The following is a 22,195-nucleotide window of genomic DNA, read 5'->3' on the forward strand; positions in this document are numbered from 1 at the left end:
TTATGAGAAGGCAACTAGGGACTGTCACTGAAAGATAGTCCTGCAACCTGATGTATGGTGCCGGTATTTTAACGGTTCTCCATATACAGCCCTCATTGAAGGAAAACACTGGAAACTGGCAGCTGATGTAACCAGTAAAGAGCATGATTGCACCTTCCCTGAGGAGTGGCCACACAGTCTGTGGCTGTACAAACATTTTAAATTTATTTGTATGACAACACGCAGAAATTTTATTAAAAAAACAGCCGTTGGGTTAACTGCGATTGCTGTAAACCCCTCATGGGCCGCCTCATCGGTGAGCAGGAAAATGCAAAATAGTAATTTTGTTTCAAAACGACCGGCAGCAGGTGAGCGCAGATTCACATCACTGGCTGTGGAGCAAACCATAGCAAGGGTGAAAGCTAAAATAAAAGATCCCAAACTGGCATGGATGTTCGAGAACTGTTTCCCAAATACACTTGACACGACAGTGAACCATAGCATGAAAAATGGTAAACCCGACACATTTGTCATAACAGGAGATATTGATGCTATGTGGCTAAGGGATTCGTCCGCACAGGTATGGCCTTATCTACCGCTAACAAAAGCCGATGAAAAGTTGAAGCAGATGATAGCTGGCGTGATAAATAGACAGACTCAATGTATTCTTATAGATCCCTATGCAAATGCATTTTATGCCGAACCTAACCCAAAAGGAGAGTGGTTGACAGACGGAACAGATATGAAACCCATGCTGCATGAACGCAAATGGGAGATAGATTCACTCTGCTACCCCGTAAGGCTTGCATATAATTACTGGAAGGTTACTGGTGATATTTTGGTGTTTGATGAGGATTGGAAAAAAGCTATGAGGCTGTTGATAAAAACATTCAAAGAGCAACAGCGGAAAGAGGGGCACGGACCTTATAAGTTTCTTAGAAAGACCGACCGACAGCTTGATACATTAAATAATGGGGGACTGGGTAATCCGGTCAACCCGGTGGGGCTTATTGTATCTTCGTTCAGGCCGTCTGACGATGCAACAACATTCCAATTTCTTGTTCCATCTAATCTGTTTGCCGTAACCTCGTTGCGCCAGATTTCCGAAATCTCCGAAAGTGTTGTTAACGATGCCGCGTTAGCTTCAGAAAGCAAGGCACTGGCAAATGAGGTGGAAGAGGCAATAGAGAAGTATGCAATAGTAGAGCACCCCAAATACGGAAAGGTTTATGCTTTTGAGGTCGATGGCTTCGGAAACGCCTATTTTATGGATGACGCCAATGTGCCCAGTCTGCTGGCTTTGCCTTATCTTGATAGTGCAGATTTGCACGATCCGGTATATCAAAACACAAGAAAGCTGGTGTTGAGCACTGATAACCCATATTTCTTCCGGGGGCCTGCCGGAGAGGGTATTGGAGGGCCACATATAGGATACGATATGATCTGGCCTATGAGTATTATTATGCGTGCACAGACAAGTAGAAGCGATGATGAGATTAAACATTGTATTCGTATGCTTCGAAATACGGATGGAGACACAGGGTTCATGCATGAGTCATTTCATAAGGAAGACCCGGCCAAATTTACAAGGAGTTGGTTCGCATGGGTAAATACTCTGTTTGGAGAGCTGCTTGTAGATTTAGAGGCAAAAGGGAAAATTAATTTAATAAACAGCATATAAAACCCGAAACATGAAAGGACGTTATTTTGCTGCGGCAATAATATTTATATTGTCGGTTGCATGTCAAGGAAAGTCGCAGGTTCAATCGTTTGCCGAGCCTGTAGATTATGTGAATATTTTGATGGGGACAATGTCGGAGTTTGCACTTTCAAACGGTAATACATACCCGGCTGTTGCTGTGCCATGGGGAATGAATTTCTGGACACCACAGACACGTGGAATCGGGGACGGATGGCAATATGCTTACACCGATAATAAGCTTAACGGATTTAAACAGACACATCAGCCAAGCCCATGGATGAATGATTACGGCCAGTTTTCAATTTTTCCGATGGTGGAGAAGATGGAGTTTGATCAGAGAAAGAGAGCCAGTTGGTATTCGCATAAGGCCGAAGTTGCAAAGCCCTATTACTATAGTGCATATCTTGCAGACTATGATGTGACTGCTGAGATTGCACCTACTGAACGTGCTGCCATCTTCAGGTTCACATTCCCCGAAACAGATAGTGCATTTGTTCTGATTGATGCTTTCGACAGAGGATCTGCTGTAGAGATACTGCCCGAAAGAAAAGCAATTGTTGGATATACAACCCGAAACAGCGGTGGTGTACCAGAAAATTTCAGGAACTATTTCGTGATCGTTTTCGATAAACCGTTTCAAAGTAAGTATTTATTTCAGGATGGAGAGATTATTCAGGATGTTGCTAAGGTTGAAGCTGACCATACAGGCGCGTTTGTTGGTTTCTCTACAATAAGGGGCGAGCAGGTGCTTGCACGAGTAGCATCATCATTTATTGGTTTCGAACAGGCATGGCAAAATCTGAAAGAGGTTGAAGACAAGGAGTTTGAGACGGTGAAGCAGGAGGGAAGGGAAGCCTGGAACAAAGTTTTGGGTAGAATTGAAGTTGAGGGTGGTGACCTTGACAAAAAACGTACGTTTTACTCTACACTCTACCGCTCAACATTATTCCCCAGAAAGTTTTATGAGATTGATGCAGGGGGAAAGGTTGTACACTATAGCCCGTACAATGGGAAGGTCCTTCCAGGTTATATGTTTACCGATACAGGTTTCTGGGATACTTTCAGGGCTCTGTTCCCGTTGCTAAACCTGATATACCCGTCGGTGAACAAGGAGATACAGGAGGGGCTGGTGAACACATATAAAGAGAGTGGCTTTCTGCCCGAGTGGGCAAGTCCGGGCCACAGGAGTATCATGGTAGGTAATAATTCGGCCTCAGTGGTTGCAGATGCTTATCTTAAGGGGTTGAGAGGGTATGATATAGATTTGCTTTACGAGGGTATGTTGCATGGCACCGAAAATGTGCACCCGGAGGTCTCTTCCACAGGGCGGCTTGGACATGAGTATTACAACTCATTGGGATATGTGCCTTATGACGCAGGCATTAATGAAAATGCAGCAAGAACGCTGGAGTATGCATATGCCGACTGGACAATTTATAAGCTGGCGAAGGAGTTGAAGCGCCCTCAGGAAGAGATAGATCTATTCGCAAAACGGAGTCAGAACTACCGGAACCTATATTCGCCGGAGCATAAGCTGATGCGAGGACGAAATAAAGACGGGTCATTTCAGTCTCCCTTCAGCCCTACAAAATGGGGAGATGCGTTCACCGAGGGCAACAGCTGGCATTATACCTGGTCGGTATTCCACGATCCGCAGGGACTGATCGACCTTATGGGTGGAAACAAAGAGTTTGTGAAGATGCTGGATTCGGTGTTTGTTATGCCTCCGGTTTTCGATGATAGTTATTATGGAGGGGTTATTCACGAAATACGTGAGATGCAGATAATGAATATGGGGCAGTATGCTCACGGTAATCAGCCTATACAGCATATGATTTATCTCTATAACTATGCCGGAGAGCCCTGGAAAGCGCAGTACCGGGTTCGCGAGGTGATGGATAAACTGTACACACCCAATCCCGATGGTTATTGTGGTGATGAAGATAATGGACAGACTTCAGCATGGTACGTGTTCTCGGCACTCGGCTTTTATCCAGTTTGCCCGGGCAGCGGCGAATATGTGATTGGATCGCCCCTGTTTAAACGTATGACGGTTCATCTTGAAAACGGGAACAAAGTAGAGATCAGTGTGCCTGGTAATACGCACCTGACCAGATATATATCAGGTTTAAAGCTGAACGGAAAAACCTATTCTAAGAATTATTTTATGCATGAGGACCTGATGAAGGGAGCAAAGATAGATATTACAATGTCTGAGTCCCCGAACAAATCAAGAGGGATAAACAAGTCTGATTTTCCATACTCGTTCACAAACGAAACAAGATAGAGTTTATAAATTCAAGCAGGACTAAAGATTCAAACAGGGTCAAAATTTAAAGAGAAAGAGGGTGAAATCATATTATGATGTTCACCCTCTTCGATAGTTGCGGAGGTAAGACTCGAACTTACGACCTTTGGGTTATGAGCCCAACGAGCTACCAACTGCTCCACTCCGCGATGTTTTATTCCTTAATTGGGTTGCAAAGATACAGGTTTTTATTCGAAAAACAAAATATTACAGAATCTTTTTTATATGTTGACTAAAAACCGTACTTTTGGGATAAAATATACCTTTATTTTATGTCAGACAGTATTGTAATTATACCGACCTATAACGAGAAAGAAAATATCGAGAATATTATCCGATCTGTTTTTGCTTTAGAGAAGGATTTTCACATTTTGGTTATAGATGATGGCTCACCCGACGGCACAGCTTCAATTGTTCACAGGCTTAAAAAAAATGAGTTTGGAGACAGGCTTTTTATAGAAGAAAGAAAGGGAAAGATGGGATTGGGTACAGCTTATATTCACGGTTTTAAATGGGCATTGGCGCGTTCGTATGACTATATTTTTGAGATGGATGCAGATTTTTCTCATAATCCCGATGACCTTCCCAGATTATATGCTGCCTGCAGCGAGGAGGGGTATGATGTATCTATAGGATCGCGATATTCAACAGGTGTAAATGTGGTGAATTGGCCAATGGGCCGCGTTCTAATGTCTTATTTCGCATCAAAATATGTAGGCTTTATAACCGGCCTTAAAATAAAAGACACCACTGCCGGATTTGTTTGTTACAGGAGAAAAGTACTGGAGGCTATAAATCTTGATATGATTAAGTTCAAGGGATACGCTTTTCAGATTGAGATGAAGTATACAGCTTATGTACTCGGATTTAAAGTGAAAGAGGTTTCAGTGATATTCGTTAACAGACGCCTGGGTACCTCAAAAATGAGTTCAAGCATTTTCGGGGAAGCCTTTTTCGGAGTAATCGACCTTAGATGGCGTAAAATAACAGGAAAAATTAAATCCCGTTCCAAACTTATTGCTTAAACTGTATGATACTTATTCACAAAGCTACTATAATCAACGAAGGTGAGTCATTTATCGGATCGCTCCTTCTGGAGGGCGAAAGAATATCACGCATATATAAGGAGGAGGTCCCGGAACCTGTATTGAATGCATGCCGGCAGGTTATTGACGCCCGCGGATTATACCTGATACCGGGAGTTATTGACGACCAGGTGCATTTTCGTGATCCGGGATTGACACATAAAGGGGATATTTTCACGGAAAGCAGAGCGGCTGTGGCTGGTGGTGTTACATCATACATGGATATGCCTAACACTATACCTCAGACAATTTCTAATAATGCAATAAGTGAAAAGCTGGAGATGGCTGAAGGAAAATCGGCTGCTAACTACTCTTTTTATCTGGGGGCAACAAATAACAATACAAGGGAGTTGAAAAAAGCCGATAAGAAGATAGTTTGCGGTGTGAAGGTTTTTATGGGGGCTTCAACAGGTAACATGCTTGTGGACAGTGATAGAGCACTGCATGAGATTTTTGCCGAAACAGAAATGCTTATCGCTACGCATTGCGAGAAAGAGGAGGTTGTGAGGGAGAACAAGGAATATTTTCAAAAGAAATTCGGTGAGAATATTCCAATTAAATACCATCCTTTGATCAGAAGCGCAGAGGCGTGTTACCGCTCATCGGCCCTGGCTGTGGAGCTGGCCGATAAATATGGTTCCCGTTTGCATGTACTGCACCTTTCTACCGCCCGAGAAATGAGCCTTTTCAGTAATGCTCCGCTGAATGAGAAAAAAATTACCGCTGAAGTGTGTGTACACCATCTCTGGTTTACGGATGAAGATTATGAACGATTGGGGACTCGTATAAAATGGAATCCGGCAATAAAGAGCAGTGGCGACAGAGATGCGCTTCAACAGGCGTTGATTACAGGTAAGATTGATGTTGCTGCCACCGATCATGCCCCACATCTGTTAAGTGAAAAAGAGGGCGGTTGCCTTCAGGCAGCATCGGGCGGTCCGCTTGTGCAGCATTCTCTTCAGTTAATGATGCAGCTGGCAAATAAAGGTTTATGGTCAACTGAGTTTGTAGTGGAAAAGATGTGTCATGCGCCGGCTCAACTTTTCAGTGTTAAAGAGAGGGGGTATATCAGGGAAGGATATTATGCCGATATTGTGCTTATTGATCCTGAAGTACCATATACTGTAACACCGAAGAACATTTTGTATAAATGTGGATGGTCTCCGTTTGAAGGTGAGACATTCAACTGTTCTGTGAAAAAGACGTTTGTAAACGGGCACCTTGCATTCGATAATGGAGCCTTTTCAGAAAAGGTGTACGGAAAAGCTTTGGAGTTTAACAGGTAAGGATAGAAAGCTGCATGTTTACTTTCGTTAACCACGTTTGTAACGTGTTGATGTATTATTTTTATACTTTTGTGGCAAAATTCAATTAAACTTTTTATTAGTGAGATTTTTGTTTACCGTACAGGGGGAGGGTAGGGGACACTTCACACAGGCTTTATCGCTTGCTGCTATCCTTCGTAAGCATGGGCATGAGGTTGTTGCTGTGCTGGTAGGGAAGAGTGATTCCAGGCAGATCCCATCCTTTTTCATGAACAAAATAGAAGCTCCTGTCGCCGAGTTCAGCAGTCCCAGTTTTACATCCTTTTACAAGCAGAAGCGCCCCAATATACTGTTAAGTATGGCGGATAATTTCTCTCGTCCATTTATTTTCAAGGATAGCCTTCTGTTTATCAAGCATCAGATTGAGGAACACAAACCCGACATAGTGGTCAACTTCTATGAGATGATTACCGGAATGGCTTATGGGATATATAAGTTTGATAAGAAGATGGGCGTGAAGATGATATGTATTGCTCACCAGTATGTATTGATGAATCCCAACTATAAAACCAGCGCCGATCAGGATGTTAAATATTATTTTCTGCGGATGTTGTCGAGGATAACTTCTAACAGGGCATTCAGAATATTAGCTCTCTCTTTCAGGGATATGCCTGGCGCGGAAGGGAGGAGAATTGTCACTGTTCCTCCGTTACTCCGACCTGAAGTATTTGACATTGAGCCTGCTAAGAGTGATTATATACATGGGTATATGCTGAATGCAGGTTATTTTGAGGAGGTCTCAAACTGGCATGCAAAGAATCCGGAGATACCGTTACGCTTTTTCTGGGATAAGAAAGATGCGGAAGAGGTGACTAAAATTGATGACAATTTCATTCTATATAAGCTTAATGACGAGCGTTTCCTGCACAGCATGGCAGGAAGTATGGCTTACGCTACCACATCGGGATTTGAATCTGTTTGTGAGGCGCTCTATTACAGAAAACCTATCCTTATGATCCCTGTTCATGTGGAGCAGGAATTCAATGCCTACGATGCAGCTATCTCGGGAGCCGGCATATCGGGGAAAAAATTTGACCTGGACAGGCTTATTAAATTTATTCCGCAATATAATCCAGATGAAAAGTTCAGGGATTGGGTGCACCAGGCTGAAGAGCGGTTCATAAAAGAGATTTGCGGGTAAATGACCTTGCGGCGGATTCTAGACACCTGCAGCACCAGTATTACACCACACAAAGTAAAAACGTCTCGGAATGCCAGTATTACTCTCTTTGCGAGTTATTAGCATTCGCAGCGAGGAGGGTACCAAACCAAACTCGGAATGTTAGCAATACTCTCTTTGCGAGTTATAAGAATTAACGCTGAGAATGACGATGGCAGCCTGTGTAGCTTGTTCTGATATGAAAACATATCTTAAGGGGATGTTGATTGATTTATACTACAGCCCCACAGAATCCCTGTAGAAATCAAAAGCCTCGAAAATTAGATTTTTATCGGCTGTCATGTCTATCTGCACTTTCCCTATTTCAGACAATAGTGTGAAATTAATTTTGTCACCTTCGTTTTTTTTGTCGTGCTTTGTAATTTCATACAACATCTCGTAATGATCGCAGGTAATGTTGAATGCTCCGTAATATCTATGGATAAAGCGGACTGTCCTTAGCAGTTTATCTTTAGGAAAACAGCATATTCTGTGAGATAGATAAAGCTCAACTATCATACCCCAGGCAACTGCATAGCCGTGCTGAACAGGCTTCCCGTCTGCCATGGCAAAGCTCTCGAACGAATGGGCTATAGTATGGCCCAGGTTCAAGGCTTTCCTGATATTTCTTTCATAAGGATCCTTATCTACAATCCCCCTTTTAATTTCCACGGAACGGAAAGCCAGTTCGTTAAGCCGGAGGTAGTCTATCTCGTCAAGCGAAAAGGAAAGAATTTTTTCCCATTCTGAGCCCGGGTGTATAAGTGCATGCTTTATCATCTCTGCATATCCCGATAAAATGGCCGTGCGATCAAGCGTATGTAAAAAATCGGAAGAGATGATAACATACTCCGAGGGATAGAATGAGCCAATCTCATTTTTATATCCTTCGAAATTGACCCCGGTCTTTCCTCCTACTGAAGCATCTACTGAGCCAAGCAGGGTGGTAGGGATATTGATATATCTGATTCCGCGTTTGAAAGTGGCGGCTGCAAAGCCTCCCAGGTCGGTGACCATTCCTCCCCCCAGGTTTATCAGCAAGGAGTGGCGTGTGGCACCATTCTCTGTGAGAACCTTCCATACCTTTTCGAGGCTTGTGATTGTTTTGTTTGTATCGTTTGCAGGAATTACGATCTCTGTAGCATCGCGTATCTGAGCGACCTTGGCCAGCAGGGGTAAACAATGGATGTGGGTATGTTCATCGGTGATTATGAACAGTTTATCGTGACGGATATTATCGATTGTATTCTCTACGTCACTAATTAAATTACTGCTTTTTATTATCTGTTGCATCGCTAAAAAAATAATCAGTTCTCTTTTTGTCGTTTATCCGTATTAATTGCATCGTATAGTTCCTCCTGGATACGTTCCCTGATTTTAAGGGATGAAAACCGGTTGGGAGTGCGGGAAGGATATACCCTGTTAGACAGGAAAATATAGATAATGTTGTTTACCGGGTCTATCCAAAAGCCGGTACCTGTGAATCCGGTATGTCCGTAAACCTCAATGGGCGTTCCGGGGCTGGTGGGACTTGAATTGTTATTTTGCGGATCAGGTTTGTCGAATCCAAGCCCGCGGCGGCTGATACTGCTCCTGCCGGTGGTAAAAAGCTTCACGGTCTCTCTACTGAGAAAACGTTCCCCTCCATATTCACCACCATTGAGCCACATCTGGTAGAGTTTGGCAAGATCATTGGCATTGGAAAAAAGCCCGGCATTACCCGATATACCGCCAAAGAGTGCCGCACCTTCATCATGTACATATCCGCGAAGTAGCTGCTTGCGGAAAAAAGGGTCGTTCTCTGTAGGGGTAATCTTATCAACTGACATATATCTAAGAGGTAGAAACGTAGTAGTAGTTGCCCCCAGCTTATTAAAAAAGTTTTGCTTTACGTATGTGTCGAGGTCTGTTCCGGAAATGTTTTCCACAGCCTCCTTTAACAACATGAAATTGAGGCAGCTATAGGTGTAGCTTCCCCTCCTTCTCAAAGGTGAGGCTATAACATCTTTAAGAAGGGCGTCGTACATTTTATCACTGCCGAACATCTCTTCAGCTATAGGTAGATGGAATCTACCGGATTTTTCGGTTGATATGAAATCAGGGATAAATTTGTAATCCGTACGACCCCACGCACCTGCATAGTGTACGTTATATATGCTTGAGCGCCGCCCGAAAAGTGGGCCGGAATAGCTGCTTTCATCTATGGCTGTAGTGTAATAGGGAATAAATGATGTTATACCGGACTCATGAAGAAGCAGTGACCGTATGCTGGCTTTTGATTTGTCGCTTCCCTTTGTTTTCGGGACAAATTTACTTATGGGGTCAAGAAGGCGTATTTTTTTCTCATCGTACAGTTTCATAATGGCAGGAAGGGTGGCTGTCGCTTTGGTCACGGAAGCCAGGTCGTACACAGTTTCATCGGTTACCGCGGGACCATTGCCATAATCGTATTTTCCGAACTCTTTTTCGTAGATAACCACACCATCTTTAGCTACCAGTATCTGACAGCCCGGGTAGGCCTTCTGCCGTATCCCTTCCAAAGCAATACTTTCGATTCGGGCTAATCTCTCGGAAGGGATTTCCACCTCCTCAGGCATGGAATAACTCAGACGGGTTTTATTTGTATTGATACCAGTCCCCTCCTTGAAAGATCCGGAAGTGACAGGAAGTTTACCTGTCATGGCAATGCCTCCGAAAAGAGCTTGGGCGGCACTCATTTGTGCAAACTCAGTTTCATCATATGCCATGATCACGGAGGAGGCATTGTTTGTGTGAGTTTGGAAATTACTAAGCATGTATGGCGATGTGAATAGTACCAGAACAGTTTTCTTGCATTTTGCAAGTTGCTGTGTTATGGTTGTATCCTGAGCACTGTTCATGTGGACAGAGACTATCACCAGATCATACTCATTGAGTTGATCTATACCGGGGAGAGCGGTGGGTTCTGCCTGGGCGGAAGCAACTTTATTGTTGCTCCCATCTCTGCCCAAAGGTACCGCAGTTGAGGATTTTGTCTGAAAAGTAGCTATATCGCCATATTTTTTTAGAAATCTCTGGAATGTGTTTGATGAATCAGCGCCGATTGCAATTGAAGCTATTTTAACTTTGTCCAGTCCTTTGAGTGGTATCAACTCATCATCGTTTTTAATAAGAGTGACTGCTCCGTCGTAAATTTTTCTCTGAACCCATTCGGCTGTGGGTGAGTTTACCCGTCTTTTTATGTCAGATGTATTAATGGGCGTGAACTCATGAGCTCCCAGAATGTATTTGTAGGTAAGTATTTTCTTTACTTTTTCTTCAAGGAGTGATGCTGGAATGGTTCCATTATTGACAGCTTTTTTTACAGACTCGAACTCATTGCCCTGATTTGCGACACCCAGAATGATGTCATTTCCGGCTATCAGAGCCTTTACACTGGCGTTGAGCTGATTGGAAACACTTTTCATAGACATGCCGTCAGTGAAAGTGAGCCCTGTGAAACCCATATCGTCTTTTAATAGATTTATCCCTATCTCCGGGGAGAGGGAGGCGGGCTTGCCATTTGTTTTTAACACGGGCACATTTAGATGCCCAAGCATTATGCCTGATAATCCGGCATTTACATATTCACGGAAGGGATAGAGTTCCACCTGCTCTAACCGTTCCTGATCGTGATTTACGGTAGGTAGCTTTTTGTGTGAGTCATCGAGTGTGTCTCCATGGCCCGGGAAGTGTTTTGCAACTGCCATAACCCCGTTCTCTTCCATGCCTTTAGCATATGCAATCCCCTGTTTTGCTACGTTTTGAGGGTTCTCTCCGTAAGAACGGCTGCCGATGACTGTGTTCAGGGGATTGCTGTGAACATCTATTGAAGGTGCAAAATTCACATGAATACCCATCTCCTTGCACTGTCGCGCTATCTCTTTGCCGTAAAGCTTAAGAATTTCCTCATCTTGTATGGCACCAATAACTAAATTTCTGGGGTATTTGGGTGCATCGCTTAACCGCATGGAGAGGCCCCATTCGCCATCAAGAGCGATCAGCAGTGGCAGGCTGGACAATCCCTGCGCATAATTGGTGATTTCTGCCTGTTGAGCAAGTGTACCTTTAGAAAAGAGCAATCCTCCCACTTTTTGATTTCTTATATAACCTGATATTCTTGACTTCCATCCGTTGTTGGGTTCGGCAATTGGCATGAAAAGCTGGCCTATCTTTTCATCCTGTGTCATTTCTGCGTAAACCGAATCCACCCATTGTGACGGATCCCGGTCATAGGCCTGTTTATACAGGGTTGTAACCACTTGCGACTTTAAAAGTATCGAACTTAATAAAAAGATATATATTATCAGGGTTTTCTTCATAGTTTTCTTCCTTTACAGTATTTGTCTCTTTACGTTTTTCCTTTTCTCAAAAAGTATATCTACCCTTCCCACAAATACTCCACGGCCGTTAGTCTGGAATATCATTACATCTTTGTTGTCGTTGTTTTTGCGAATGTTGGGCTCTTTCATGTAGGTGTGACTGTGACCGCCAATGATAAGGTCGATATAGCGCGATGATTCCGCAAGCTTTGTATCGGCGCTATAGCCTAGGTGCGACAGGCAAATAATCATATCGCACTTATCATGTTTCCGCAGTTTTGCTGCCAGCTCGCCCGCTGTTTTAAAGGGATCCATATATTTCATCCCCTTGAAGTTATCTGAGGCGATAAGTCCCCTTGGCTGAATATTGATTCCGATAATTCCTATGCGAAGGCCATCTTTTTTTAGAATGATATATGGCTTGATCAATCCCGCAAGGGAAGTTTGAGAGAAGTCGTAGTTGCTTGAAACTACCGGGAATGATGCGGCACGAACTACCTTCTCAAGTATCTCCAGGCCGTAGTCGAACTCGTGATTCCCCAATGTAACCGCATCGTATTTCATCAAATTCATTGCCCCTATCTCTACCTGTCCTTTGAAAAGATTGAAATATGGTGTGCCCTGTAGGAAATCGCCGGCATCGAGCAGAAGCACATTTTTGTTTTCTTCCCTTACCTGTTCTACAAAAGAGGCCCTTCGTTCTACTCCTCCCTTTCCGGGGGCTGTCCTGTCACTTTCAGGAAGAGGTTCAATCCTGCTGTGTGTGTCGTTTGTATGTAATATGACGATGCTCTTTTGAGGGAGCGCCGGCAGGAAAATAAATAGCAGAGTGTAGAGTAAGTAATATTTTTTTACCGATTTCATCTGATCAGGTGTTATTTTGTTACAATAATAGATTTGCCGACGGGTTTGATAGAGTGCATAACCCCAACTTGATTATGTTATTTTTTTACACAAATTCGTTTATCGAGTGCCGATTCAATCTCGTTTCCCTGACGAGTCTGTTCCTTGACAAAGTCAATCATCACATCGCGCAGAGTGATGCCTGTGTTTACACTGTTTATGGCGTTCCTGAAAGCCGACATATTGTCGTTGCCATCGGCAAGGTAATCGAGAGTGACTATATGGTATATTGCGTTATCGTTTATTGGATTGCCATCGATTGTAACACTCTTGACTTTTCGGCCTTCGATAACGAGTTTCACGTTTGAGGATATGCCGGCACCGCCTATGCGAGCATATGCATCGAACATTTCTCTTAAATCGCTTCCCTTCAAATCAAGGAAAGTGATTGTGTTGTCGAAAGAGTATATCTCATACATATTGCCAATGGTGACAGGGCCCATGGGCATAGTGGCACGGTGTCCGTGCACATTCATCACTCCCAAATCGGCACCGCCGGCAAGATGCTCGTCACCGTAAGCCTTCATTACATCTGATGTGAGGTTTGTTAGCAGGCTCTCGGGACGTTTATAGTCCATGAATTGCGCGGAAGATCCGATAATCATATTCATCCCTTTATCCAGTTCAGCCTTGTATGATTGTACAAACGTCCGAACTTCACTGTTAGGTTGTGAATCAAAAGAGGAATCCATCTCTACAATGGTACCGCTCATCTCCGCAATCTGGTATTGCGATTTACAAGAAAGGAGTGAAATTGCAATTAATGCAATCAATATCGTCTTTTTATGCATACGTTATTTAAATTTTTTATTTATGGCAGTTCAGGCCGATCAAAACTAATATACCTGTGGCTGATAAATTACGAGCTGATATTATTAAAATAATCCTGTAATAATTAATGTTGTCAAAAATACACCTTTTTCCCTTCAGAGGCAATATCGGAATAAAAAATAAACATTAAATATTGTTTTGCATGGTTGATTAAAGAAAAAATGCTAACTTTGCATCCGCTTTGCGTAATCTCTGTCGGCAACAACCCGTTATATTGCGTTCAAACAAGGTTAATTATTAACATAAAGCTTTATAAATAATGGATTTAATTAAGATAGCAGAAGAGTCTTTTGCAAATGGAAAAAAAGAGTTCCCTGCATTCAAAAGCGGCGATACGGTTACAGTTGCTTATCGCATTGCTGAGGGGAACAAAGAGCGTATACAGCAGTATCGCGGTGTTGTGATCAAGATCGCCGGTCATGGTGATTCAAAACGTTTTACCGTTAGAAAAATGTCTGATAATATTGGCGTGGAACGTATTTTTCCCATGAACTCACCGTTTATCGAAAATATTACGCTGAACAGTGAAGGAAAAGTGAGGAGAACAAAATTGTACTATTTGCGGAAACTGCGCGGAAAAGCTGCTCGTATCAGGAAAAAAGTATTTTAATAGTCGCAGACAGTCAGAATACAAAAATAGCCCCGGAATTTTCGGGGCTATTTTTTTGCGGGCACCTTGAGAATAAGCTTTGGCAGCAGACATTGTAATCGTGTATTAAATAATGGCAGCTACCAATTTTAGCGAGAGTGTATTTTTCTGCAGCAGAATATGCTGAATTTTTGTTAGGCGTTCAGAATTTTTTCTATATTTGTCGAACTTTTAAAGGTAATCTGAAGGAAGTGCAGTCCATGAATACGGTTAAGACTCTATATCTGCCTGCGCAAAAGCTAAGCCTATAGTTCAGGCTGCGCAAAGGCTAAAACTACGGCTTATAATCAGGTTAAGCTCAGGCTCAATTCGAAGCGGCAACTTCGAAATTCAATACATTAATATGCTTCACAAAACGCAAGGTATAGTACTTGGCACGTCTCCCTATAGCGACGTTTATTCCATAACCCACGTTTTCACCCGTGATTTTGGAAGGGTGTCTTATCTGTTGCCCAAATCACACGGTAAAAAAGCGAGGATAAAAACATCTCTTTTTTTCCCATTGTCGGTACTTAATATGGAGGTGGAGCACCTGCCATTACGTGATATTCAGCGCCTGAAGGATACGGAGATTGAATTCCCGGTGTATGATATATATACGAATATGACGAAGGTTGCAATAGCGTTTTTTTTGTCTGAATTTTTATCGCGTGTGCTCCGCGAGTCCGATAACAACGAATCGACGTATGACTTTGTGAAAAATTCTATAGAAACGCTTGAGGCTGCTGAAAAAGGCCTGGGCAACTTTCATCTGGTATTTATGTTAAGGCTGACCCGGTTTCTGGGTATCTATCCGAATGTGCAGAGTGGGCAGCTAATAAATAAAAACAGCTATTTCGACATGCTGCATGGAGAATTTGTGATGAAAGAACCTTTACACTCTCATTATCTTGACAGGCAGCAGAGTACTTATCTGTCATATTTTTACCGCATGAGCTATAACAATATGCACCTGTTTAAATTGTCACGTGATCAGCGGAACATAATAGTAGGGCATTTGCTAACATATTATCGGTTGCATCTGTATAATTTTCCTCACCTTAAATCGCTAGATGTACTTAGGGAATTGATATAGGATAGATTATAATAAAGCATCGTTAAAAGCTCATTTATAATACTGACAGTCAATGAGTTATGCTGGTCTCCCAAAAGAAATATACCCTATTGATATTCAGCGAGTTATAAGAGTTGTTTTAAAAGTCACCGAAGTATTTTTATAAGTAAGCTTGAAAAACAATCACTCTCCCTTTTGTCTCAATAGAAAAAGAGTCTCCCAAAGATTCATTTAATGTGCCTTGCCACCAATTTGAAAGAATAGTTTTGGTGATAGGGTATTTAAGATTTTCAGTGGTAATTTTTTCGCGGTCGATAGAGAAGAGAGAGACCTGCTCTCCTTTAGTGCTTTTGAAGGTGTTATTTTCATTTATTGGTGTGAAAACACCCCAATCGGTGACCATTATAACCTTCGCAATCAGCATATATTCTGCCAGCAGCGAGATATTCCCGAGCGTGTGGTCTTCACGCTTTCCGGTTCCGCCCACTATGACTATCTCCCTTCTACCGTTCTCAACACAAAAATGTACAGATTTTGTGAGATCGTTTGTATATTGGTTGGAGTCGGGGTGAAGGATATCCGCAAAACGTAACTTGTTTTCTTCCGAAATGGAATCGCAATCGCCAACAATAGCATCAGGAATTCCCCCACGTGCAATAAAATCGTTTGATGCACCGTCGCTGCAGACTATATATTGTGCCTTTTCAATGTAGGATAGTGGCGTAGGGTGTTTTGGAAATCTCCCGTTTGCAATAATTACCGCACTATTGGAATGTAAAAGTTCCATGTTGTCATTTTTTTATAGACTACAAAGATACAAAAGATGGCGTTTGCCTGGTTATTGACGGCTTATTTAGTTACCGGGTGTGAAAACCCTCCAGTCGGAGGCGATGATAACCTTTGCAAAACAGCATATATTCTGACTGCAGCGCGATTTTCCCGAGGGTGTGGCCTTCATGTTTACCGGTTCAGTTAGCGATAAAGATCTTACTTCTCACGTTCAATACAATAACAAAAAAGAGAGAAGGGAGCTCCCTTCTCTCTTAAATACTTAACTTATCGGCCTTAATGAATACATTTTTAGTGTAAGGTAACCGGTACTCCGGGTGCGTTTTAAATATTCGCGGAACAGCCTGGTATAAATTGTTGATGTTATAGATTATTATTTGAAGTAACCAGTACCTTGATCGCTATGTCTTATTTATTTTTTTTTACTGTTAACTGATAAACAAACCAGAACAGCGTAAGTGTGCCTATTGCGAAAATAGTGTCACCTATTGTACGTGACCATTTGAAAATATTTACCAGCGGCTGTTGCATAAATTCGGCGGAACGGGCATACCACATCCCCTCATTAACGCTAGCTATGGTCTGCATGAGGCCGACAGGAAGCAGGCTCAGCACAACCATCAGAAAGAGGCCGGTATTGAGAGTCCAGAAAGTAAATGAGATAAGCTTGTTATTCCATTTTTGTTTGCGATACATGCTGCGAAGCACAAACAGAATAAGGCCGATCCCCAGCATGCCGTAAACTCCGAAGAGTGCCGCATGGCCATGTACCGGTGTGGTATTTAATCCCTGCATGTAATAAAGGGCGATAGGCGGATTGATGATAAATCCGAAGATACCCGCTCCGAGAAAATTCCAGAAAGCTACCGACAGCAAAAAATATATAGGCCATTTGTAATCTTTTAACCATTCCGTAGATTTGCTCATACGGTAGTTGTGATAGGCTTCGAAACCGATAAGTATGAGGGGCACCACTTCCAGCGCGCTGAATGTTGCCCCCAGAGCCATAACAGCTGTTGGTGTGCCGGTGAAGTAGAGATGATGGAATGTACCCAAAATTCCACCTGTAAGGAAGATTACGGTCGCAAAAATAATATTGTTGGTGGCCGACTTTATTCCAAGCAACCCCATACGAGTGAATAGGAATGCGGCAACAACCGTGGCGAAAACTTCAAAGAATCCTTCCACCCAGAGGTGTACCACCCACCAGCGCCAATATTCGGCTATTGCAAGATTGGTTGTACGTCCCCACATTAATCCCGCACCATATAACAGTGCGATGGCAGCACATGAAATAAGGAAGAGAATAAGCAATCCTTTTTCTGATGTTCTTTTTTTAATGATAGGAAGTATTGGCCGAATCATCAGCGCAAGCCAGAGAAGGAGGCCGACAAACAGTAGTGCCTGCCAGAAACGCCCCAGATCTACATACTCATACCCTTGATGACCAAACCAGAAATTATTTACCAGGTCGAGACGCTGCATTACCCCAAACCACTGTCCAATAAGCGAACCGGCTACAACTATGAGCAATGCACCAAAAAGAATGTTAACCCCGGTTTTCTGAAATTTGGGGTCTTTTCCACTCAGCGAAGGTGCAATATATAGTCCTGTTGCAAGCCATGCCGTAGCTATCCAGAAGATAGCAAGCTGAATATGCCACGTGCGGGTGATTGAATAAGGTAGAATTCCTGTAATATTGATACCGTAGAAGCCTCCACCCTCTACACCGTAATGGGCTGTAAGCACTCCCAGCAGTACCTGCGTGAGAATAATAAGATTCACCGCCCAGAAATATTTTTTTACCGCCCACATCGATGGAGTAATGACCTGATTCATGAGCGGGTCATTAAGCGGTTTCAGCGTCTCCTCGCGACGAGTACGGGCTTGCATGAAAATCATAATGCCAATCCCTAAGAGGAGCATGATGATGCTGAATCCTGTCCAAAGGATCAGATCGCTTGTTGGTGTGTTGCCAATCTGTTTGTCAGGTGGCCAGTTGTGAGTGTATGTTACATCAGAACCGGGGCGCTCTGTTACACAAGCCCATGAAGCCCAGAAAAAGAACTGTGCCATCTTTTCCATTCTCTCTTCCGATTTAATTGTGTTTTTGGCAATTGCGTAGTCTGCCCGCAACCCATCCAGTGCCGGGTCATTCATGAAAAGGCCACCGTAATGGCTCAGATTGTGCATAAAGGCTTCGTAGCGTTCGCTTGTTATGGTGAGCATTTTAGTAGATGTATCATATCTGTTTAATCTGAGAATTTCCTGTAGCCTTGCCTCCATTGCTACCTGTTCGGCAACAGACAGATGTATGAACTTTTTTCCGTATTCAGCCTGAGACCATTTATTCAGCAGATACTGTGCTTCCCTGTGCAGGTAATCTGCTGTCCAGTCGGGCGCGACGTAAGCACCATGCCCCCATATGGTGCCAATCTCTTGTCCACCAATGCTTTGCCAGATATTCTGGCCATCTTTGATGTCGTTACCAGTAAACAAAACATCACCCGCCTCGTTTATCACCTTTTCGGGAATGGGCGGCGCCTGTTGATAGATCTGGCTGCCGTAGTATAACAATACGGCAAACGAGACACTTACAACAAGTACGAATGCAATCCATAATTTTTTTTGTGTCATGCTGTTAATTTTTAAAAGTTGGAATATTGAGTCCCCTCCGATAAGTCTTTTTTGCTGAAAATTCCACAAAAACACCATTGATATTCAGCGAGATGCGATCTCCTGAAATCGGGTTTTGGGGTTTTTGGAGCAGACTGAATATTAGTTATTCAAGTTTCGAATGTTAAGTATTCAACTAAATATTCGACTGACATGTTTTGTGACTCATCTCCCAATTTACAGGCTGTCTGATTAACAACTTGCTTATCTCAAGCAGTTTATCTGACGACGACTGTTTCATCGAACGGGTTCACATTAAATATTTCATAGGCCTAATATTTTTAGTTGTATATGTTATAATTCATATATGCGTAACTTGAGTTAGTTATTTAAGGATTGTATCTTCATTCTTTTTCCTTCCTTAATAAATGAGTAAATTTTTACTTTGCATATGTGAGCCAAAGCTCTGTCCGAGATGTGTATGTGCTTAAAATGTAATGAAATAACTAAATTATTTATTTGAGACAAAATTGTCGCAAATAAGAGAAAAAATTATCGCTTTAGTATCGACTCTTTGTTTTTAAGTCCTTCCGCAAGTTCATAAACCGTTGTTTTTTGAAGTACCTTCCTCATGTTTTTTCTTATTTTTTCTACTGGATGATGAATGGGGCAAGGATGTTGCCCATCACATTCACTAAGCCCAAGTGCGCAATCTTTAAAAAATGCGTCACCATCTATGGCTTTTACGATATCGGCAACGGTAATATGATGAAGCTTTTCGGGTTCTATCTTGAATCCCCCGTTGGGGCCCGTATATGAGTCCACAATCCCATTTTTGGATAGAAGGCCAAGTATTTTTCCTGTAAAGGCTTCGGGTGAATCAATATTTTTTACAATATCTCCAATTTTCACCCTTCTCTCTTCCTGTGATTGAGATGCAATATAAAGTATAGCCCTTATGCCATATTCACACGCTTTTGAAAACATTGAAATTTGCCTTGCTTTTGAAATGGTAATAACTAAATAAATGAAATTCAGCACAATGTGCAATTTTAAACAAATGCACTCAAAGGGCAAAGTTATTGAATAATTCCAATTTCCGACAAAAAAGTAAAAAATATTTTATTACCGTGCCATTTTTATTGCTCTTTCTCGTAAATGATTGTTTATTCACTCAGTAAGAATGATTAATAATATTTAAAATGTAAATTTCATCAAACATTAGGATTGAAAAACTGTTGTTATGTAGAATCATTCTAAACATTTAAAAATATCACAGCAAAAAGAAAGCTTATATGGCCAGTACAAATACAAAAACAAAGAGAGAATTATCCAAGGAGAAAATGTTGCACATGCACAGGCTGATGCTCGATATAAGGAATTTCGACAATAAAGTGAACAGGCTTGTAAAAAAAGGGAAGATACCCGGGATGACACACTTCTCCATTGGAGAGGAGGCTGCCAACGTGGGTGCGGTTGCCGCTATTGAAAAGGGGTTCGATCTTATCACATCAAATCACCGCGGACACGGGCAGAGTATCGCTCTTGAAATTGACCTTAACGGGATGATGGCGGAGATTATGGGGAAGGCTACCGGAACTTGCAAGGGAAAGGGGGGGTCGATGCATATTGCCGACCTCGACAATGGTAACCTGGGTGCTAACGGAATTGTGGGAGGAGGAATGGGAATGGCTATCGGGGCTGCCCTCACTCAGAAAATGAAAAATACGAGTAAGATAGTGGTTTGCTTTTTCGGCGATGGAGCCTGTAACGAAGGTACCTTCCATGAAACATTGAATATGGCTTCAATCTGGAAACTGCCGGTAATTTTCTATTCTATCAATAATATGTATGGTATCAGCACACATATCAGCGATGTAATAAACATCGACTACAATTATCAGCGTGCTTGCTCCTACGGTATTCCGGGGCATTTTATCGAGGACGGGAATGATCTGATGGCTGTTTACAACAAGTTTGAAGAGATAGTTGAATATGTTCGTAATGGTAATGGTCCGGTATTGGTAGAGGCCATTACTTACCGTTGGTTAGGCCACTCTACATCCGACCCGGGAAAATATCGAACCAAGGAGGAGGTGGATGAGTGGAAGAAAAAGGATCCGATCGCTCGCTTTAGAAACTATCTTATTGAAAATAAGATTGCTACCGGACAGGAATTGGATGATCTGGAAGCCGCTTCTGTTGATGCCGTGGAAGAGTCGGTTAAATTTGCTTTAAGCAGTCCCGAGCCAACCCTGGAGTCGGCCTTTGAAGATGTTTATGCCGATTGATCAAGCCTCAACAGTCCAAAAAAAGATCGGTAATTTTATCATCTTTAAAGATGTTTATGCGGACTGATCAGGATTCAATAAAAACAACTCTGCTGCAGGGATATATCGCAGTTACCCTGCTGATAAAAAAAACAAAAACAGTACAACTGATAAATGGAAAAAAATACAAAATTGATGACTGTTCGCGATGCTATCATTATGGCGATGTCAGAAGAGATGCGCCGCGATGAAAACGTGTTTCTGATGGGTGAGGATGTGGGTATTTTTGGAGGAGACTTCGGTACTTCCGTCGGTATGCTCGAAGAGTTCGGCAAAGAGCGGGTACGCGATACACCTATTTCTGAAAATGCTATTTCAGGAGCGGCTGTAGGAGCGGCTATTACGGGAATGCGGCCTATTGTGGACGTGACGTTTATGGATTTCATTGTATATATGATGGATAATATCGTTAACCAGGCAGCCAAAACCAGATATATGTATGGGGGAAAGGGGCAGATACCGGTAGTGTTTCGTGCTGCCGCGGGAGGTGGTGTGGGTTCTGCGGCACAGCATTCGCAGTCGCTCGAAGCATGGTTTACCCATATTCCGGGGCTCAAGGTGATTGCCCCCGGTACTCCTGCCGATGTGAAAGGTTTGCTCAAAGCGGCTATTCGCGATAATAATCCTATTATCTTTCTCGAATATAAAGCCCAGTATAATATGAAAGGTGAGGTACCACTAGACCCTGATTTTGTTTTGCCTATAGGGAAAGCGGATATCAAAAGAGAAGGTAAAGATGTATCTGTCATTACTTACGGGCGTATGCTTGAGCGGGTTATGCAAGCTGCCAATGAAGTGGATGAGGCGGAAGGTGTAAGCGTTGAGGTGGTGGACCTGCGTACATTGGCTCCCCTTGATAAAGAGGCGGTCATCAATTCGGTGCGAAAAACCGGTAAAGTGCTATTGGTAAACGATGCACATAAAACCGGCGGATTTATTGGTGAAGTGGCTGCAATGATTGCCGAGAGCGATGCTTTTGACTATTTAGATGGGCGCATTCTGCGGCTTGCGGGAGAGGATGTACCTGTTCCATACAACCAGACTCTTGAGTCTGCCCTTATACCAAGTGTGGAGCGTATAAAAAAATATATCCTTAAGCTAGTCAATAACAGATAAATAGGAGAG

16 protein-coding genes and 1 tRNA gene are annotated in these 22,195 nt (G+C 42.6%); 9 read left to right on the forward strand and 8 right to left on the reverse strand.

Annotated features, from left to right (window positions below; all coding sequences use genetic code 11):
* The first annotated feature begins 211 nt into the window (after nucleotides 1-211).
* Together KDN43_RS07635 and KDN43_RS07640 are read left to right on the forward strand one after the other, a co-directional pair.
* Nucleotides 212-1,660 (forward strand): glycoside hydrolase family 125 protein, encoded by a 1,449-nt coding sequence (locus KDN43_RS07635; RefSeq protein WP_238869284.1) that lies wholly within the window; start codon nucleotides 212-214, stop codon nucleotides 1,658-1,660.
* A 10-nt stretch (nucleotides 1,661-1,670) separates the two neighbouring features.
* Nucleotides 1,671-3,968 carry a GH92 family glycosyl hydrolase gene (locus tag KDN43_RS07640; protein WP_238869285.1) on the forward strand — a complete coding sequence of 766 codons (2,298 nt, stop codon included), beginning with the start codon at nucleotides 1,671-1,673 and terminating at the stop codon, nucleotides 3,966-3,968.
* 97 nt (nucleotides 3,969-4,065) lie between these two features.
* On the opposite strand, the gene KDN43_RS07645 is transcribed toward KDN43_RS07640, so the two are convergent.
* Nucleotides 4,066-4,138, reverse strand: a tRNA-Met gene (locus tag KDN43_RS07645).
* Nucleotides 4,139-4,261: 123 nt separating this feature from the next.
* Here KDN43_RS07645 and KDN43_RS07650 point away from each other — a divergent pair.
* From KDN43_RS07650 to KDN43_RS07660, 3 genes are all read left to right on the forward strand, one after another.
* Nucleotides 4,262-5,014: a polyprenol monophosphomannose synthase gene (locus KDN43_RS07650; RefSeq protein WP_238869287.1), complete on the forward strand. Its 753-nt coding sequence runs from the start codon at nucleotides 4,262-4,264 to the stop codon at nucleotides 5,012-5,014.
* Nucleotides 5,015-5,019: 5 nt separating this feature from the next.
* Nucleotides 5,020-6,360, forward strand: coding sequence for a dihydroorotase (locus KDN43_RS07655; RefSeq protein ID WP_238869290.1), 1,341 nt, complete (start codon nucleotides 5,020-5,022; stop codon nucleotides 6,358-6,360).
* A gap of 100 nt (nucleotides 6,361-6,460) precedes the next feature.
* Entirely contained in the window at nucleotides 6,461-7,540 is a 1,080-nt protein-coding gene (locus KDN43_RS07660; RefSeq protein WP_238869292.1) for a glycosyltransferase family protein, read from the forward strand.
* A gap of 255 nt (nucleotides 7,541-7,795) precedes the next feature.
* Here the strand turns inward: KDN43_RS07660 and aroB are convergent, their stop codons facing one another.
* The 4 genes from aroB to KDN43_RS07680 all read right to left on the reverse strand — a co-directional run bounded on the left by aroB (nucleotide 7,796) and on the right by KDN43_RS07680 (nucleotide 13,592).
* A complete protein-coding gene (gene aroB, locus KDN43_RS07665) occupies nucleotides 7,796-8,851 on the reverse strand; it encodes a 3-dehydroquinate synthase (protein ID WP_238869293.1) in 1,056 nt (351 codons plus the stop codon).
* Nucleotides 8,852-8,865: 14 nt separating this feature from the next.
* Nucleotides 8,866-11,898: a glycoside hydrolase family 3 N-terminal domain-containing protein gene (locus KDN43_RS07670; protein ID WP_238869295.1), complete on the reverse strand. Its 3,033-nt coding sequence runs from the start codon at nucleotides 11,896-11,898 to the stop codon at nucleotides 8,866-8,868.
* A gap of 12 nt (nucleotides 11,899-11,910) precedes the next feature.
* Nucleotides 11,911-12,762, reverse strand: coding sequence for a bifunctional metallophosphatase/5'-nucleotidase (locus KDN43_RS07675; RefSeq protein ID WP_238869296.1), 852 nt, complete (start codon nucleotides 12,760-12,762; stop codon nucleotides 11,911-11,913).
* A gap of 77 nt (nucleotides 12,763-12,839) precedes the next feature.
* The gene (locus KDN43_RS07680) at nucleotides 12,840-13,592 is read right to left on the reverse strand and encodes a 5'-nucleotidase C-terminal domain-containing protein (protein ID WP_238869297.1); all 753 of its coding nucleotides are present in this window, start codon (nucleotides 13,590-13,592) and stop codon (nucleotides 12,840-12,842) included.
* A gap of 299 nt (nucleotides 13,593-13,891) precedes the next feature.
* Between KDN43_RS07680 and rplS the strand changes: the two genes are divergently transcribed.
* Together rplS and recO are read left to right on the forward strand one after the other, a co-directional pair.
* The gene (rplS, locus tag KDN43_RS07685; RefSeq protein ID WP_238869298.1) at nucleotides 13,892-14,242 is read left to right on the forward strand and encodes a 50S ribosomal protein L19; all 351 of its coding nucleotides are present in this window, start codon (nucleotides 13,892-13,894) and stop codon (nucleotides 14,240-14,242) included.
* 382 nt (nucleotides 14,243-14,624) lie between these two features.
* Entirely contained in the window at nucleotides 14,625-15,356 is a 732-nt protein-coding gene (gene recO, locus KDN43_RS07690) for a DNA repair protein RecO (RefSeq protein WP_238869299.1), read from the forward strand.
* A 139-nt stretch (nucleotides 15,357-15,495) separates the two neighbouring features.
* Here the strand turns inward: recO and KDN43_RS07695 are convergent, their stop codons facing one another.
* The 3 genes from KDN43_RS07695 to KDN43_RS07705 all read right to left on the reverse strand — a co-directional run bounded on the left by KDN43_RS07695 (nucleotide 15,496) and on the right by KDN43_RS07705 (nucleotide 19,781).
* The gene (locus tag KDN43_RS07695) at nucleotides 15,496-16,122 is read right to left on the reverse strand and encodes a thiamine diphosphokinase (protein WP_238869301.1); all 627 of its coding nucleotides are present in this window, start codon (nucleotides 16,120-16,122) and stop codon (nucleotides 15,496-15,498) included.
* Nucleotides 16,123-16,532: 410 nt separating this feature from the next.
* Complete coding sequence (locus KDN43_RS07700) at nucleotides 16,533-18,761, reverse strand: nitric-oxide reductase large subunit (protein ID WP_238869302.1); 2,229 nt, start codon at nucleotides 18,759-18,761, stop codon at nucleotides 16,533-16,535.
* A 531-nt stretch (nucleotides 18,762-19,292) separates the two neighbouring features.
* Nucleotides 19,293-19,781 (reverse strand): RrF2 family transcriptional regulator, encoded by a 489-nt coding sequence (locus KDN43_RS07705; RefSeq protein ID WP_238869303.1) that lies wholly within the window; start codon nucleotides 19,779-19,781, stop codon nucleotides 19,293-19,295.
* A 254-nt stretch (nucleotides 19,782-20,035) separates the two neighbouring features.
* On the opposite strand from KDN43_RS07705, the gene KDN43_RS07710 reads away from it, so the two are divergent.
* Together KDN43_RS07710 and KDN43_RS07715 are read left to right on the forward strand one after the other, a co-directional pair.
* Complete coding sequence (locus tag KDN43_RS07710) at nucleotides 20,036-21,031, forward strand: thiamine pyrophosphate-dependent dehydrogenase E1 component subunit alpha (protein WP_238869304.1); 996 nt, start codon at nucleotides 20,036-20,038, stop codon at nucleotides 21,029-21,031.
* 153 nt (nucleotides 21,032-21,184) lie between these two features.
* Nucleotides 21,185-22,186, forward strand: a complete 1,002-nt coding sequence (locus KDN43_RS07715) for an alpha-ketoacid dehydrogenase subunit beta (protein ID WP_238869306.1) — start codon at nucleotides 21,185-21,187, stop codon at nucleotides 22,184-22,186.
* The last annotated feature ends 9 nt before the right edge of the window (nucleotides 22,187-22,195 follow it).

Origin of the sequence: Proteiniphilum propionicum (assembly GCF_022267555.1) — a bacterium.
Taxonomy (GTDB): domain Bacteria; phylum Bacteroidota; class Bacteroidia; order Bacteroidales; family Dysgonomonadaceae; genus Proteiniphilum; species Proteiniphilum propionicum.